This is a genomic window from Virgisporangium ochraceum (assembly GCF_016863655.1).
GTDB lineage: Bacteria > Actinomycetota > Actinomycetes > Mycobacteriales > Micromonosporaceae > Virgisporangium > Virgisporangium ochraceum.
Genome location: NZ_BOPH01000020.1, coordinates 92346 through 108727 on the forward strand (window position 1 = coordinate 92346; position 16382 = coordinate 108727).

General features: G+C 75.3%; 13 protein-coding genes. 7 read left to right on the forward strand and 6 right to left on the reverse strand.

Annotation, left to right across the window (positions count from 1 at the left end; all coding sequences use genetic code 11):
- The first annotated feature begins 34 nt into the window (after nucleotides 1-34).
- A complete protein-coding gene (locus tag Voc01_RS08090) occupies nucleotides 35-1054 on the forward strand; it encodes a helix-turn-helix domain-containing protein (protein WP_203926661.1) in 1020 nt (339 codons plus the stop codon).
- Between the two features lie 6 nt (nucleotides 1055-1060).
- Here Voc01_RS08090 and Voc01_RS08095 read toward each other — a convergent pair whose 3' ends face one another.
- Nucleotides 1061-2875, reverse strand: a complete 1815-nt coding sequence (locus Voc01_RS08095; RefSeq protein WP_203926662.1) for a S9 family peptidase — start codon at nucleotides 2873-2875, stop codon at nucleotides 1061-1063.
- Between the two features lie 194 nt (nucleotides 2876-3069).
- Here Voc01_RS08095 and Voc01_RS08100 point away from each other — a divergent pair, with 194 nt between their 5' ends.
- Complete coding sequence (locus tag Voc01_RS08100) at nucleotides 3070-4482, forward strand: pentapeptide repeat-containing protein (protein ID WP_203926663.1); 1413 nt, start codon at nucleotides 3070-3072, stop codon at nucleotides 4480-4482.
- Here the strand turns inward: Voc01_RS08100 and Voc01_RS08105 are convergent.
- Together Voc01_RS08105 and Voc01_RS08110 are read right to left on the reverse strand one after the other, a co-directional pair.
- On the reverse strand, nucleotides 4475-5470 hold the full coding sequence (locus Voc01_RS08105; protein ID WP_239160037.1) for an aldo/keto reductase: 996 nt from the start codon (nucleotides 5468-5470) through the stop codon (nucleotides 4475-4477). The genes Voc01_RS08100 and Voc01_RS08105 overlap by 8 nt on opposite strands.
- Nucleotides 5467-5706: a VOC family protein gene (locus Voc01_RS08110; protein WP_239160038.1), complete on the reverse strand. Its 240-nt coding sequence runs from the start codon at nucleotides 5704-5706 to the stop codon at nucleotides 5467-5469. Before Voc01_RS08110 ends, Voc01_RS08105 begins: the two co-directional genes overlap by 4 nt.
- A 62-nt stretch (nucleotides 5707-5768) precedes the next feature.
- On the opposite strand from Voc01_RS08110, the gene Voc01_RS08115 reads away from it, so the two are divergent.
- Entirely contained in the window at nucleotides 5769-6365 is a 597-nt protein-coding gene (locus Voc01_RS08115; RefSeq protein WP_203926664.1) for a TetR/AcrR family transcriptional regulator, read from the forward strand.
- Nucleotide 6366: 1 nt separating this feature from the next.
- Here the strand turns inward: Voc01_RS08115 and Voc01_RS08120 are convergent, their stop codons facing one another.
- Nucleotides 6367-6927 (reverse strand): AAA family ATPase, encoded by a 561-nt coding sequence (locus Voc01_RS08120; RefSeq protein ID WP_203926665.1) that lies wholly within the window; start codon nucleotides 6925-6927, stop codon nucleotides 6367-6369.
- A 156-nt stretch (nucleotides 6928-7083) separates the two neighbouring features.
- Between Voc01_RS08120 and Voc01_RS08125 the strand changes: the two genes are divergently transcribed.
- From Voc01_RS08125 to Voc01_RS08140, 4 genes are read left to right on the forward strand one after another with little or no spacing between them, the layout of a single operon-like run.
- Nucleotides 7084-8649, forward strand: coding sequence for a DUF2397 domain-containing protein (locus Voc01_RS08125; RefSeq protein ID WP_239160039.1), 1566 nt, complete (start codon nucleotides 7084-7086; stop codon nucleotides 8647-8649).
- Nucleotides 8646-9806 (forward strand): TIGR02678 family protein, encoded by a 1161-nt coding sequence (locus tag Voc01_RS08130; protein WP_203926667.1) that lies wholly within the window; start codon nucleotides 8646-8648, stop codon nucleotides 9804-9806. Before Voc01_RS08125 ends, Voc01_RS08130 begins: the two co-directional genes overlap by 4 nt.
- On the forward strand, nucleotides 9803-14152 hold the full coding sequence (locus Voc01_RS08135) for an SbcC/MukB-like Walker B domain-containing protein (protein WP_203926668.1): 4350 nt from the start codon (nucleotides 9803-9805) through the stop codon (nucleotides 14150-14152). Before Voc01_RS08130 ends, Voc01_RS08135 begins: the two co-directional genes overlap by 4 nt.
- Nucleotides 14149-14469 (forward strand): hypothetical protein, encoded by a 321-nt coding sequence (locus Voc01_RS08140; protein WP_239160040.1) that lies wholly within the window; start codon nucleotides 14149-14151, stop codon nucleotides 14467-14469. Before Voc01_RS08135 ends, Voc01_RS08140 begins: the two co-directional genes overlap by 4 nt.
- 96 nt (nucleotides 14470-14565) lie before the next feature.
- On the opposite strand, the gene Voc01_RS08145 is transcribed toward Voc01_RS08140, so the two are convergent.
- A complete protein-coding gene (locus tag Voc01_RS08145; RefSeq protein WP_203926669.1) occupies nucleotides 14566-15216 on the reverse strand; it encodes a DivIVA domain-containing protein in 651 nt (216 codons plus the stop codon).
- Nucleotides 15213-16370 carry a globin domain-containing protein gene (locus Voc01_RS08150; protein ID WP_203926670.1) on the reverse strand — a complete coding sequence of 386 codons (1158 nt, stop codon included), beginning with the start codon at nucleotides 16368-16370 and terminating at the stop codon, nucleotides 15213-15215. Before Voc01_RS08150 ends, Voc01_RS08145 begins: the two co-directional genes overlap by 4 nt.
- Between the last annotated feature and the right edge of the window lie 12 nt (nucleotides 16371-16382).

Consider the following 16382-nt stretch of genomic DNA (forward strand, 5'->3'; position numbering starts at 1 on the left):
GTTCGCGCGACGTTCGTCGCCTATCCTCGGTGCCATGGAGGCACTGGCCGAGCGGCTGTCGCAGCTCGACTCGCAGGCCGAGGGCGCGATCCGGGTCGTGATGTTCTACGACACGCTGATGCGCCGGCGGGTCGACCTGCCCGCGCTCACCCGGGCGTCGGCGGGCCTGGCCGAGTGCGTCGCCGGGGTGCGCCTGCACGGCACCGGCCGCGAGATCCGCATGTCACCCGACGGCCGCCCGGCACCGGCGGCCCCCGCGTCGACCAGCGCACCGGTGACCCTCGACGACGAGGAGATCGGCACCGTGTGGCTGGAGCGGCCGGGCGTGGCCCGCCCGCTCGACGAGATGGTCGTCGACCGGCTCGCGATCGCCGTCGCCGCCGTCGTCGAGCGGTACGGCCCGGCCCGGTCGACGATGGCCGACCCCGCCCTGGTCGAGCTGGTCGTGAGCGCCGACAGCGACGAGGCGGCCCGGGCCCGGGCGCTGCGGCTGCTCGGGTTCCCGGCCGACGTGCCGGTGCGCGCCGTCGCCGTGCGGTCCGCGCGCCCGCTCGACCGGGTCGCCACCCTGGTCTGCCCGGCCCGGGTGGTGAAGGCCGCGCCGCTCGCCGACGTCGGCGTCATCCTCGCCACCTCCCTCGACCCGGCCGCGTTCCCGGCCGACGTCCACGCCGGCATCGGCACCGCCGGCCCGCCCGACCGGTCGTGGCGGGAGGCGCGCACCGCGCTGCGGTTCGCCGGTGACCGGGAGCCGGTCGTGCACTTCGACGCGCTGGGTGCCCTGGCCCTGCTGGCGTACGTCCCCCCGGACCTTGCCCGCGACAACCCCGACGTGACCGCGATCGCCCGGCTGGGCGGCGACGACCTGCGGACCCTCGACGTCTACTGCGCGGCCGGGTCGCTGCGCCGCGCCGCCGACCTGCTGCACCTGCACCACAGCAGCGTCGCCCGCCGGATCGAACAGCTCGGCCGGGCGCTGGGCGTGGACCTCACCGGGCCGGACGGCATCATGCGGGCGCGGATCGCCCTCGCGGTGTGGCACCTCGTCTCGTGAGGTGTCTCAGCACTTCTTCAGGTGCTTCAGCAGGAACTCGGCCGCGTCGGCGTGGGCGCGGTGCTGGTTCTCGCTGCGCCCGAACACGTGCCCCTCGTCGGGGTAGATGTCGTAGCGGACGCCGATCCCGCGGCCCCGCAGCCGGGCGACGATCTGGTCGCTCTCCGGCCGCGGAACCCGCGGGTCGTTGGCGCCCTGGATCAGGAACAGCGGGGCCCGGATCCGGTCGGCGTGGGTGAACGGCGACCGCCCGGTCAGGAACTCCGTGTCGGTGTCCGGGTCGCCGACCATGATCGCGACCTGGGTGCGCCAGGTCGGCGGTTGGGACCGCGTGAACGTCACCAGGTTGCTCGGCGCGCACCAGGCCACCGCGGCGGCCCAGTCGTGCTCCGGCAGCCGCGACACGCAGCTGAGCACCGCGAAGCCGCCGTACGAGCGGCCGAGCAGCCCGAGGCGGCCCACCCACGGCTGGTCCTTGAGGTACCGGGCGGCGTCGTCGAGGTCGGAGAGGTCGATGCCGCCCCAGTCGCGGTGGACCGCGCGCTGGTAGGCCAGCCCGTACCCGCTGGAACCGCGGATGTTCGGGGCGAGCACGGCCACACCCCGGCTGGCGAGGTACTGGAACAGCCCGTCGTTGGAGTACGTGGGCCGCTCCTGGGTGGGCGGTCCGCCGTGGATCGCGACGACGACGGGCACCTCGTCGCCGGGTGACGGCGGTCGGTACAGGTACGCGGGGACCGTGGTGCCGTCGCGGGCCGGGTACCGCACCAGCACCGGCTCGACGAACACCGACGCGTCGACGGCCGGGCGGGCGTCGGTGAGCCAGGCCTGTTCACCGGAGTCCAGGTCGACCGACAGGACGTTCCACGGCACCGTCGGCGTCGACATCCGGACGACGACCCGCCGGCCGTCGGCCGTCAGGCGCAGCTGCGCGGCGTGGCCCGGCGGCAGCGCCGGCACCGGCCGGTCGCGGCCGGTCGCCAGGTCACGCACCTTCAGCTGGGACGCGCCGTCGACGTTGACCAGCCAGGCCAGCGTGCTCCCGTCGCGCGACAGCGCCACCTCCTCGACGTCCCACACAGGTTGGTCGATCCACGTCAGCTCGCGGGTGGCGACGTCGAGCACCGCGAGACCGGCCAGGTCGCGGCCGAGGTCGGTCAGGACCAGCACCCCGTCGCCGCCCGGCAGCCACGGCCCGATCTGGAACGTGGCCGCGGTGTCCTCCGGCGTCAGCCGCTCGATCCGGCCGTCGTCGACGTGCACGACGTGGACCACGCGGTCGGTCGTGGCGCCGCGCCACTCGGTGACGGTCAGCCGGGTGCCGTCGGGCGACCAGTGACCCGCGTAGACCCGCCCACCGCGGTCGAAGACCCGGCGGACCTCGCCCGACACCAGGTCGCGGACGAGAACGTCCTGGTCGGCCGGGTTCCGGTCGTTGCCGGCGTAGGCGAGCAGCTTGCCGTCGGGCGAGAACGGGTCACCGATCGCCGGGTGGAACGCCGACCCGGGCGCGTCGGTGAGCGCCGTCCGGACGCCGGTCTCCACATCGACCAGGTACAGCTGGTACGCCTCGTTGCCGCCGGTGTCGGCGATGTGCAGCAGCGACCGGCCGTCGGGATGCCACGAGACCGCCCGCGCCGTCGAACCGGAGTAGGACGTCAGGTACCGGGGGCCGCCACCGGACATCGGCCGCACCGCGAGGTTGAACTGGCCCAACGCGTCGTCGACGTACGCGAAGAACCGGCCGTCGGGCGACACGGCGAGGGTGTCCTTGAACCGCACCGTCGGCTCGAAGTCACTCAACACCAGATCGGTCCCCATCTACTGATGATGACAGCCCGAGCACGGAGCGGAAGCAATCCGGAAGGAGTGCTTTGTCGGGTTGCGGATCCGTCGACCCCGCTCGCCGCCGTGGCGGTGCCGCGGCCACGGCCACGGCCGAGGCCGAGTCGGCGCGGAGGGGGCGGCGTGGGCGGCGTCCCGGGAACCTGACGAGGCGCTACTAGGCTCTCGACGTGACTTCGAGGGAGATCGAGGCGGCGGCGGACCGCCTGATGACCGCCGCCGCCGGTGCACGCCTTCCGGCGGTGGAGGCCCTCCTCGCCCTCGGCGTCGACGATCCCGACGCGCGGCAGGAGATCGTCGACGCCGTCTGCGCGTGGTTCCAGTCCGACGATCCGGGCTCCGACGATCCGGGCTCCGACGAGCGCCGGGCGGCGCTGCGCCTGCTCGCCGACCGGCTGCGCGGCGACGACCCGTGGGAGGAGATCGGCCTGGACCTCTCCGGGGCGACGCTGGTCGACGCCGACCTCAGCGGCTGCCGGCTCGACGGGTCCACGTTCGCCGACGCCCGGTTCCACGGCACCACGGCGTTCGACGGCGCCACCTTCGACGACGACACCGCGTTCCACCGCGCCGTCTTCCACGGCGACGCGACCTTCACCCGCGCCCGGTTCGACGGCGACGCCGAGTTCGGCCGCACCCGGTTCCGCGGCCGGGCCGACTTCAGCGGCGCCGCGTTCGCCGGCGCGGCGTGGTTCGGCCGCGGCGCCCACACCTGGTGGGACGACGACGAGGACTGGGACACCGTCGAGGAGATCGTCCCGGCGCCCTGGGACGAGCTCAACGAGGACGACCCGGAGTGGCCGGTCGCGGTGCTCATCGAGGACTACCAGGACTGGGAGGAGGGCGGCGACGGCGCCCGGTTCGCCGGCGACGTCTCGTTCCGCGACGCGCGCTTCGACGGTCCCGCCTGGTTCTACTACGCCCGGTTCGGCGCGACCGCGACCTTCGCCGGCGCCTGGTTCGCCGGCCGGACCCACCTCGACCAGCCCGCGGTCGACCTCGCCGGCGCCCGCTGGGGCGGCGACACCGACGACGGCGAGACCGTGTGGCCGCTCGGCTGGACCACCGACCTGTCCGGTGACGTGGTGCCCGACGCGTCCGTGCTCCCGTACGCCCGGCAGCCGCTCCCCGACGGGCTGGCGGTCCTCGACCGGCTCGGCGACGACCGGCCCGAGCTGCGCCAGCGGATCCTGGTCACGATGTGCGCGTTCCTGCGGGTCCCGGTGCCGTTCGACCTGCGCGCCACCGCCCGCACCCCGGCGCAGGAGGACCTGCTGCGCGTCCGGCGGGACGTACAGCGGACCATCGCCGCGCGGCTACGCCCCGGCGACCGGTTCTGGCCCGACATGAACCTGTGGCTGTGCGGCGCCACCCTCGTCGACCTGGACTTCAGCGGCTGCCAGGCCGGCTACGTCGACTTCGACGGCGCCCAGTTCCACGGCACCACGCGGTTCGACGGCAGCCGGCTCGACCGGATCTCGTTCACCGAGAGCGGGCGGTCCGGACACGCCACCTTCCACGGCGACGTCGTGTTCGCCACCGGCCGGCCCGAGCACGTGGTGGTGCACGGGTCCGTCAGCTGACCGCCGCCGCGCCGAGGACCCACGGGCGGGTCTGCGCGATGAAGTCAGACGGGAAGCCGGCGGTGAAGCCGGTCGACGCCGCCAGCCGGTCGGCCAGCTCGGGCGGGAGCGTCACCGTCGTGCAGCCGAGGTTGTCGCGGAGCTGGTCGACGGTGCGGGCACCGATCATCGGCAGGACGCCGGCGCGCCGCCGGGTCCACGCGAGAGCCACCTGGGCCGGCGTGGCACCGAGCTCGGCGGCGACCTCGTCGACGACCCGGGCCACCCGCAGGTCGTCGGCGCCGATCGCGGTGGGGCCCAGCCGCCCGGTCCCGCCTCGCGTGTACTTGCCGGACAGCACGCCGCCGCCGAGCGGGCTCCACGCGGTCACCGCGAGACCGTAGGACTCTGCCATCGGCAGCAGCTCCCGTTCGGCGTCGCGGTTGACCAGGCTGTACGGGACCTGGAGACCGGCGAACGGGGTCCAGCCGCGCCACTCGGCCAGCGTGTTGCCCCGGGAGACGACCCAGGCCGGCGTGTCGGAGACGCCGACGTAGAGGACCTTGCCGGCGGTGACCGCGTCGTCGAGGGCCCGCATCGTCTCCTCGACCGGGGTGTGCGGGTCCCAGATGTGCACCCAGTAGATGTCGAGATGGTCCGTGCGCAGCCGGCACAGGCTCGTCTCCAGGGACAGGCGCAGGTTCTTGCGGTGGTTGCCGCCGCCGTTCGGATCGGCCGCGTCGCGGGTCACCGAGTATTTGGACGCGACGACGAAGCGGTCGCGGCGACCGGCCAGCAGCTCGCCGAGGATCTCCTCGCTGGCGCCGCCCCGGTAGTTGATCGCGGTGTCGACGACGTTGCCGCCGGCCTCGGCGTAGGCGTCGAGGATGCGGCGGCACTCCTCGAGCGGGGCGCCGACGCCGCCCTGCTCGCCGAACGTCATCGCGCCGAGCACCAGCTCGGAGACCCGCAGCCCGGTCCGGCCGAACGTCGTGTACCGCATGCTCATGCGAACGAGTCCGCGACGTGGGCGGCCAGCTCCTCGGCGGAGACGTCGCGCAGGTGCCGGTTCACGGCCCACCGGTGGCCGGACGGGTCGAGGAACTGCGCGGTGCGGTCGCCCCGGAACGCGTCGTGCGGGGGCTCGAACGCGGTCGCCCCGGCGGCGGTCGCGCGGTCCCAGACCGCGTCGACGTCGGCGACCTCGGGATCGTCCACCACGAGATGGACGGCGATCTGTGTCATGCCCCGACCATACAACGTGTCTGGTCACGGCGTCCAGACTGCCCATACGGTAGGCTGCGCCGGTGACCGCCCGCCGCGACGCCCTCCACCAACCCGCCGCCGAGCTGCGCGAACGCATCCTCGAAGCACTCCGCGACCTGCTCCGCGAGCGCACCTTCGACAGCCTCAGCGTGGCCGAGATCATCGCGGCGGCCGGCGTGTCGCGGGCGAGCTTCTACTTCTACTTCCCGGGCAAGCAGGCGGCGCTGGCCGAACTGGTGCGCCGCGCGGTCGGCGCCGGCCACGAGGCCGCCCGGCCGTGGGTGGAGACGCGTGCCGACCCGCGCGAGGCGCTCCGCCTCGGTGTCGACGCCGGTGCCGGCCTGTGGCTCGACAACGCCCCGGTGCTGCGGGCGATCGTGGAGAGCTGGGCGTCCGACCCGCAGCTGCGGGAGCTGTGGCTGGCACAGATGCAGACCTTCACCGACGCGGCGGTCGCCCGCATCGAGGCCGACCCCGCGGTGACGGCCCGCGTCGACCTCCCGGCCCTGGCGGCGTCGCTGACCTGGACCGGCGAGCGGCTGTACTACCTGGCCGCGTGCGGCGTCCCGCCGTTCGACGACCGCGCGGTGCTGGTCGACACGCTGACCCACCTGTGGGTGTCGGCGCTGTACGGCTGAGTCAGGGACGCCCGAGGAGCGCCCGTTCGACCCGGGCCAGGACATCGTCGAACGGCCGCGACGCGACGACCGGTACCCCGTACCGGCGGGCGGCGGCGGTCAGCCACGCGTCGTGGAGCGCGCTCACCCGGGCCCGCTCCCGTTGGGGGCCGGCGGCGGGCTCGCGGTCGAGGAGATTCCCGACGATGCGGTCCTCGTCGGGCTCGCTGATGACGACCGCGCGGGCGCCGGCGAGGCCGTCGACGAGGTCGAGGGTGAGGTGGTCGCCCTCGATGACCGCGGGCGCGCGGAACTCGAGATGATCGGCGATCACCGCCCGGAACCCGGGTGCGAGCGCGGCCGCGACGGCAACCGCGTGGGCGACGATCTGCTCCGGGGTCCCGCCGGCGGGCCAGGTGTGCAGGTGCGGGTGGGTCTGCGGCGTGGTCAACGCGGTGAGCGCGGTCACCAGGTCGTCGGTCTCGATCAGGGGAACGCCGAGGCGGACCGCGAGCGGCCGCGCGACGCACGACTTGCCGACGCCCGAGGCGCCGCAGATCACCGTCACCGTCGAGCCATCCATCGCCGCCCATTCTGGCGGACCGTCACTCACACCGGTGAGCAAGGACGCAGCGACCGGCCGCCCTCGGACCGGTCCGAGGGCGGCGCACCTATGCTCGGGGGTCTGCCCGGGGCCCGAGCATCGGGCTTCAGCGGAGAAAGGGTGCAAAAAGACGGCATGGAGCCCGACGACGACGAGGAGCGGCCGACCGACGGCCCGGACGCCTGGCAACTGGCCGGCCTGCCCGGTGGGCTGCTCCAGGCGAGCTACCTCACCAGCCGCTTCTCCGCCCAGTACCGGCTGATCGTCGACGTGCTGCTCGGGGAGCAGGAGCACACGCTCACCGGGGTCGCGGCCACCGACCTGCCCGACCTGCTGCGCCGGCGCCTGAAGACCCTCGGCGTCGACCAGGGGCTGCTCGACGACCCCGCGTTCCGGCTCAAGGAGCGGATGGGAAGCCTCGAACGGTGGGGCGTGGTCTACCGGTTCCAGGACAAGGCCGTGCGGGACGCGGAGTTCGTGCTCGACCGCGACCGGTACCAGCTCACCGAGACCGTCGCCGAGTTGCACCGGGCGATCACGTCCCTCGGCGACGACACCGCCGCCGCGGCCGCCGCGACGCTCGCCCCCGGCATCCTCACCGCGAACCTCACGCTGCTGCGCGACAGCGCCGAGACCGACCCGGCCGGGGCGGCGGCCGCCTGGTCGGTGATCGCGACGACGCACCAGTCGATGGTGAAGGCCGCCGCCGGCTGGCAGGCGCGGCTGGCCGGTGCCCTCGCCGGCGCGCCGACCCAGGAGAAGATCACGACCGTCCAGGACACGCTGCGGCGCTACGTCGACATGTGGGGTGCGGGCATCGACACCCACTCCGAGGCGATCACGGCGCTCGCGGCGCGGCTCGCCGGCCTGCCGGCACCCGTGTGGCGGCGCATCGCCGTGCACACGCTCGGCGCGAACGCCGACGACGCGGCGATCGACAGCCTCGTCGAGACCCACGTGAACACGCTGTCGACGCTGCGGCGCTGGTTCGACGGCCCCGACTGCCAGGCCCGCCGGCTGCGCCGGCAGATGCGCGACACGATCGGTCCGTTGCTGCGCGGCCAGCGGACGATCGCGGCCGTCGGTGGTCACGTGTCGCGACGGGCGGAGCTGGTCGACCTGGCCAGCCGGCTGGAGTCGGCACCCGACGACGACGCGGCGTGGCGCCTCTGGTGCGCGTCCACCGGGCTGTTCGCGGCCCGGCACCTGCCGGGCGCCGGCAACCCGCCGGCGGGCAACGCCGGTGCGGTGTCGTTCTGGGACGCCGACCCCGTGCCCGTCGAGGCCCGCCTGCGCAAGCAGGGCCCGAAGGCGACCACCGGCTCCGCCGCGCGGATCCCCGACCGGGCCGGCGCGAAGCGGGCCGCGCGGCACCGGGCGGCCGAGGTGGCGGCGCGGGCCGCGGTGACCGAGGCGGCCGTGCTCGCGCGGTCGGGGCAGCCGCTGTCGCGGTGGCAGGACCTCACCTCCGACGAGCTGCAGATGCTGCTCGTGCTGCTCGGTGCGGTCGCGGCCGCGCGGCCCGACCGCGCCGGCCGGCGGTCGGCCACCACGGGGGACGCGCGCTGGCTGGTCCGCAGCGACCCACCCGCGGACGGGGCACCGGCCGCGGTCGTGCGCACCCCGGACGGCCGGCTGGTGCACCCCGATGTCGTGCTGCATGTAACGCCCGCGGGGAGCACCGCGGGGAGTCGCGCGTGAGCACCTCGGCCTCGGCGCGCGAGGCGCAGCAGGCGTTCCTCGGGCTGCTCGCCGAGCCGCTCGTCACGCCGTACATCAACCGGGTGCTGCACCGGCACGTCCTGCGGCACCAGCGGCAGATCGCCGAACACGCGCGCCGGGCCGGGTACCGGATCCAGCGGGTCGGCCGCGCCGTGCGGCTGATCCGGGTGCCCGTCGCCGGTGCGGTCACCGCGCCACCGCGGCCGGCGGACGCGCCCGGTCGCCGGTTGCTGTCGCTGGTCTGCTGCCTGGCCGCCTGCTGTGAGGACGTCTCGGGGACCGTGACGCTGCAGCGGCTGTCCGACATGGTCCGCGACCTCACCTCGGCGCGCGGGGTCACGGTCACCGGGTACGACCCCGAGCAGAAGCCGCAGCGCCGCCTGCTGCGCGACGCCGCCGCCCTGCTGGCCGGATGGGGCGTGCTGCGCCGGCGGACGACCGACGAGAAGATGCTCAACGACTGGACCGAGGACGGTGCCGGCCCCGGCGCCGGCTACGAGGTCGACCGCGACGCGCTGCTGCTCATGACCAGCCCCGACGTGCTCGCCGCCGCGCTGCACCCGCCGGAGGCCGACGCCGAGCAGCTGGCCGCCACCCGCACCCAGCGGCAGCTGCGCGCCCTGCTGGAGACGCCGGCCGTCGAGTACGCCGAGCTGACCGACGCCGACGCCGACGCGCTGCGGCAGGCCCGCGGGCTGCGCAGCGCCGACCTGGCGCAGCTGACCGGCGGCACCGTCGAAGCCCGCACCGAAGGGCTCGTCCTCGTGCTGCCCGACGACCCCGACCGCCTGCCGACCGTGGCCGACTGGCCGCGCGCCCGCGCCGCCGACTGGGTGGCGCTGCTGATGGCCGACCTCGCCGGCCGGCACGGCACCCGCACGCCGACCGGCTCGGTGGTGCTCACCGACGCGCAGGTCGACGACGTCGTCGACGACCTCACCGGATGGCGCGGGGAGTACATGTCCAAGGAGCAGCGCACGGTGCCGGGCACGGTCCGCGCCGACGCGGAGACGATCCTCACCGAGCTCGGCCTGCTGCGGATCGGCGACGACCGCTCCTGGACGCTGTCGCCGGTGGCCGGCCGCTACCGCGACCCCGACGTCACGCTCGTAGAACCTGTGGAGCCCACCCGATGAAGACGCCCGGCCCGACCGCCACCGACGAGCAGCTCGCCGCCTGGCGCGACGCGGTGAGCACCGCCGGGCTGCCCGAGCCGGCCCGCGACCGCTGGCAGGTGCTCCGGGCCGGCGTCGTGGGGCTCTGGGAGTTCGACGTCGCCGAGTACTGGTTCGCCGACGGGCGGGCCCAGTTCGTCGGGCAGAACCAGTCGGGCAAGTCGACGCTGATGGCGCTCACGACGCTGCTGATGCTCGCCGGCAGCCTCGACCGCAAGTACGTCGACACGTTCGGCCACTCCGACAAGGAGTACCGGTACTACGTCGAGCCGGTGGCCGACGACCGCGACCGCCGCGACGCGACGGCGTCGACCAACCGGGGCTGGGCGTGGGTCGAGTACGGCCGGGTCGGGCCGCTGGGACCCGAGTTCTTCACGACGCTGCTCTACGCGCAGACCAAGCGCGGCGTGTCGCAGATGACCCGGTCGTGGGTGGTCTGCCAGGGCGCGGCCCGGGTCCGCGCGGGCCTGGACCTCGCCGCCGGCCAGGCGGTGACCGAGCCGCGCGACCTCGAAGGCGTCGCCGGCGTGACCGTCTACGCCAAGGGACGCCCGTACTCCGACCGCCTCGCCACCGACCTGTTCGGCTTCGACGACACCGACCGGTACGCCACGGTCATCGAGATGCTGAAGGTGCTGCGGACCCCGCACCTGGGCCAGAAGCTCGACCCCGACTGGTTCACCTCGCAGATCCGCTCGGCGCTGCCGCCGGTGGCGAAGAACGAGGTCGCCGAGCTGGCCGAGGGCTGGCAGCAGCTCGAACAGCTGGCCCGCGACCGCGACTCGGCCGAGGAGGCCCGCAAGGCGATCACCGTCTACCTGACCCGGGCGTGGCGGCCCTGGGCCGACGCCGTGCTGCGGCTGCGCGCCGACACGCTGCTCGCCGCCGACGCCGCCGTCGACGGTGCCCGGGCCGACCTCGACGCGTCGGCCGCGGCCCTGGACTCGGCCCGGGAACGCCTCGACGAGGAGACCCGCACCACCCGCGACCTGGAGCAGGCGCTCGACCGGACCCGCAACGAGCTGATGCAGCTGCTCCGGTCTGCGGCGTACACGAGCGCGGTCGAGCGCGCCAACGACGCGCGCCGCCTGCGCGCCGAGGCCACCGCGGCACGCGAGCGCGCCGACCGGGCCGCCGTCCACCTGACCCGAACCCGGGAGGACCTCGACACGGCCGCGGCCGACCGTGAACGCGCCGCGGGCGACCTCGACGCGGCCGACCGGGACCTGGACGCCGCCGCCGCCCGCACCGTGACCACCGCGACGGCGGCCGCGCTGGGCCACCAGGAGCAGGGAGACCAGGTCGCCACCTGGGCCGCGGCCGGCGACGTCGACCGGTTCGACGCGGCGATCACGGCCCGCCGCGGCCAGGTCAACACGCTGCGGCGGTCGATCCGGGCGGCGGCCACCGCCGTCGCCGCCTGGCAGACGCTGGACGACCTGGCCCAGCGGGCCCGGGAGCAGCTCGACGAGCGCACCGCGGCGGCGCGGACCACCGAGGCCGACCTCGGCCGGGCCCTGCAGACCCTGTCGGACGACCTCGAACGCTGGGCGGTGGCCGTCGGTGCCGACGCCGCTCCCCCGGTGCCGACCCGCGACGCGTGGATCGCCGCGGTCACGGCACAGGCCGGCGCGCCCCGGCCGCGGCAGGTGCTGTCGGGCCTGCTGAACCGGGAATGGCTGGAACCGGCCGTCGCGCCGCTCACGGTACGCGCGGCCGAGCTCCGCGCCGAGGCGAAGACCGCCGCGACCGCCGCTGCCGCCGCCGACGAGGACGCCGACCTGCTGGAGCGGGCCGACGACCCGGTACCCGATGCGCCGGTGCGCTGGGGTCGCCGGGAACGGCCACCCTTCCCGGGTGCCGCCGGTGCTCCGCTGTGGAGGCTCGTCGACCCGGTGCACGGGCTCGACCCGGAGGTGCTCGACCGGGTCGAGGCCGCGCTGGCAGCGGCGGGCCTGCTCGACGCGTGGGTCTCCCCCGACGGCGGCTGGCTGGCCCACCGCGACGGCGACGAGGCCGTGGTCGTACCGGGCGCGGCGCCGATCGCCGTGGCGGCCGGCGCCGCGCCGACGACCGCCTCGACCGCGACGGCGGCCGCCGGCGCGGGACCTGCCACGGCGGCCACCCTCACGCGCGTCCTCCAACCGGCAGCCGACGCGGGTGAGCTGGCGACGGCCGTGACCCGGATCCTCGGCGGCATCGGGTGGGGCGACGCCCCGGACCCGCCGACGGCACTGGCCGCCGACGGGCGCTGGCGCACACCCACGGCGGCCGGGCGGGCCGGTGCGGCACCGCACGGTGCGGAGCTGATCGGCACGGCCGCGCGGGCGGCGGCCCGGCGCCGGCGGATCGCCGACCTGCGCGCGCAGGCCGCGCAGCTGCGGGCCGGGTCGGCGCGGCTGGGCGCGGAGGCCCAGACGGTCACCGTGCGGATCGCCGACCTGCGGGCCGCGGCCGACCGGGCGCCGACGGACGCCGACGTGGTCGCGGCCGGTGCCGCCCACGCCGCGGCGACCGCGGAGGCCGACCGGGCGGACGGCGCGTACACGCGGGCGCGGCGGCAGGAACAGGAGGCGCGGCGGCGGTCGGACGCGGCGACCGGGGAGGTCACGCGGTACGCCGCCGAGCACCGGCTGCCGGTCGGTGACGACCACCTCGACGGGCTCGGCGCGGCGCTCGACGAGGCCGCGGCCGCGTCGGGCGGGTTGCGGCTCGCGCTCCACGGGCATCGCGCGGCCGCGTCGGCGGTCGCGGCCGCGGCGCGGCGGGTGTCCGTCGAGGAGGGGCGGGTCCGGGACGCCGGGCGCGCGGCCGACCGGGAGACGCGGGCCGCCACCGCCGCCGAGGACAACGCCACGCTGGCGGAGCGGTCGGTGGATACCGACACGCAGAAGTTGTTCGCCGACGCGGAGCGGTTGAACCGGCAGGTGGAGGAGTTCGGGCCGTCGATCTCGGCGTCGAAGCGGGAAGGGCTCGCGCGGTCGGGGCTCGTCGGGCAGGCGACGTCGGTGTGGGAGCGGTGCCGCGACGACCTCGCGGCGGCCATCGCCCGGCGCGGTGCCGCCGCGGCGTCGTGGTGGGTTCCGGTCGACGCGGGACTGGCCGCCTCGCGGGGCCTGGCCGGACCCGACGGCCGCGACCTCGACGCGGCGCTCGCGTTCGCGCGGTCCGCGGCCGACGGGTTGAAGCCGCCGGCATGGCCGGACGGGCTCGACGAGAAGGCGAAGCGGGCCGAGGCGGCGCTGTCGCGCATGCTCGGCGGGACGCTGGTCGACCTGCGGTCGGTGCTGGAGACGTCCGGCGGCCGGTCGGTGATCACGACCGAGGCCGACGAGCAGCACCCGTTGCCGTCGGTGACGCTGATCGTCGACGCGTCGGGGACCCAGCACGACCCGGCCGACGCGGTGCGGCACCTGCAGGCGCTGGTCGAGGAGCTGTCGCGCACCCACGACGAGAAGCTGCACCGGATGTACACCGAACTGCTGTCCTCGACGTTCATCGACCACCTCGCCGACCGGATGAAGAAGGTCATCCGGCTCCTCGACGTGGTCAACGACGTGCTGCGGCGGCACCCGACCGGCGCGAACAGGACGACGCTGCGGCTGCGCCGCGTACCGGCCGAGGGGCAGGGGCCCGGATTCCGCATCCTCAAGGCGCTGCAGGAGGGGTCGATCGAGTCCGACAGCGCCCAGCAGCAGATCCAGCTGTTCCTCGGCGCGCGGCTGCGCGAGGCGCAGGACGCCGGCCTCGTCGGCACCGAGGACTGGACCGACCGGCTGGCCGAACTGCTGGACTACCGCACCTGGTTCGACGTCGTCGCCCAGTACAAGGTCGGCGACGGCGACGACGAGACCCGGTGGCGCGACCTGACGAAGAAGGTCCACGGCGTCGACTCCGGCGGCGGCAAGGTGGTGACACTGCTGCAGCCGTTGCTGGCGACGCTCGTCGCGCTGTACTCGGAGTCTCCTGATTCGCCGCGGCCGTTGTGGCTCGACGAGGCGTTCGAGGGCGTCGACCCGGCCAACCGGGCCACCATGATGCGCATGCTCACCGACTTCGACCTCGACTTCCTGCTCGCCGGTCCGGCGCCGCTGGTCGCCGTGGCGCAGGTGCCGGCGGCCGCGGTGTGGGTCATCACCCGGGCACCGGCACCGGTCGCGGGCGTCGACCTGTCGCTGATGCTGTGGGCCGGACGGACGCTGGAGCAGGTGCCCGTCGGCGACTACGCTTCCCGCGTGCTGACGCCGCGCCGCCCCGCCGAGGACACGGGTCCGGACCTCTTCACCACGATCACCGAACCGGTGTGACCGCCGCGGTCGACCGCTGGGCGGCGCTGCCCGGACCGCGGAAGCTGCTGACCGCGGCCCGGCACCTGTTGCAGGAGCGGCGTTCCGGGCCCGGGGTGACCGTGCGCGTCGACCTGGCCCTGGGCCGCCTGCGCGCGGCGCTGGGGCGGGCCGGCGACGACCTGCTCGACCTGCTGACCCGTACCGGTGGCCCGGTCGAGGACGTCCGCGCGCGCCGCGGCGCCGCCCGACCTGACAGCCGCCCGGTGCGGTGGATCCGCTCACCGGGCACGTATGAACATCATTCTCCGCTGATGATGTTCGTACGCGCCCGGTGACGGGTGGCGCACGAGGGACGCCGCGGTGGTCGTGGTCGGCAGCGACCCGGACGAGCGCCGACCTCGGCCGTAGCCAGCAGGGCGCTCATCGCCGGGTCAGCCGAACGGTGACTCGCGCGGCGGCGCCGGTACCCGGGCGGACACCCCGCCGTTGTGCCCGGCGGTCTGCGCGGGACCCAGCTTGTTCAGCTCCAGCGAGAACGCCTCCGCCGTCGCGCCCAGCTGGTGCTGCACCGCCTGCATGGTCGCGAGGATGCTGCGCGCCCACGCGGTGAGCCGTTCGGTCTCCTCGCGGTCGGGGCTGTACGACTCGCCCGCCCGCTGGCGGTAGGCCTGCCCGGCCCGGTCGGCGTCGCGGCGGGCCTGGGAGACGATGCTCTCGCCCTGGGTGCGGGCGTCGGCCTGCACGTGCCGGGCCTGCGCCTGCGCCTCGGCGATCAGCTGGTCGGCGTAGGCCTGCGCCCGGGCCATCACGGCGACGGCCTCGGCCGGAACGGCGTCGGCCTGCGCCGGGCGGCCGTGCTCGGTGTCGATGCCCCGGGAGCGGTAGTAGTCGCGCAGGCGCTGGATCTCGTTCTGCGCGTCGGCGTAGGCCCGCCCCCACCGCTCGAGCTCCTCGGCCACCTGCGAGCGCATGTGGTCGACGTCCTCGGGACGGTAGCCGCGCCGGCCGAGGCCGGTCTCGCGCAACGGCATGCGGCGGACCTCGTCGGGAGACATCGGCCGCCAGTGGTTCGGTGTCGTCATAGGGCCGAGACCTCCCTGGTCCTGGTTGTGGTCGCGCGGTAGGGCTCCGCCTCGAAGTCCTCGGTGCGGATCCGGTCGGCCGGAATACCCGCGGCGGTGAGCCGGGCCACGGCGTCACTGACCATCGAGTCGGGACCGCAGGCGTAGACGTCGTGGTCGAGCCAGTTGTGGTGGCGCAGCGCCGCCTCCGTGACCATGCCCCGCTCGCCGGGGTGGTACGGGTCGTGCGAGAGCACCGGCACGACGGTCAGCCAGGGCAGCTGCTGCTCCATGCGGCCGAGCGCGGGCGCGTCGTACAGGTCGGCCGCGGTACGGGCGCCGGTGAACAGCGTGACGCGGCGCGGCTGCTCGGCCGCGGCCAGCTGCTCCAGGATCGCCTTGAGCGGCGCGAGCCCCGTGCCGCCGGCCAGGAGGAGCAGGTGCCGTCCGCTGTCGCGGTCGAGCGTCAGGCGGGCGCCGACCGGTGCGCCGAGCCGCAGCGTGTCGCCGGTGCCGACGCTGTTGACCAGCGCGTTGCTGACCTGTCCGCCCGGCACCGCCTTGATGTGCAGGTCGAGGGTGCCGTCGGCGCGCGGGGCGTTGGCGATCGAGTAGGTGCGCCAGAGCCGGGGACGGATCGACGTCTCCACCGCCATCGACTGGCCGGCCCGGTAGGTGTACGCGGGCTCCGGACGCAGCCGCAGCAGCGCGATGTCGTAGCCGCGCCGTTCGTGCGCGACGACCTCGGCCTGCCACCACGGCGGGCTGACGCCCTCGGCGGCCTTCGCGGCGTCGCCCATCACGGTGGCCACGACGGTGTACGCGGCGGTCCAGTCGGCGGCCAGCTCGGGGGTCCAGTCGGCGCCGAGGAACTGCTGGAGGGTCGCGAGCAGCGCCTCGCCGACGAACGGGTAGTGCTCCGCGCGCACCTGGAAGCGGCGGTGGTCGCGGCCGAGCTGCTGGATGACGGGCGTCACGTCGGTGAGGTCGTCCACCTCCGAGACGATGCGGCCGAGCGCCGCGACCAGCCGGTCGGACTGGGTCGCCATGGAGACCGGGAACATGTCCCGCAGCTCCGGGTGGGCGAGGAACAGCCGGGCGTAGAAGAACTGCGGGACCTGCGTCCCGTACGCCGCGACCGTCGCCCAACTGGCCCGCAGCCGTTCGGTATCCATCAGCTGGCCTTC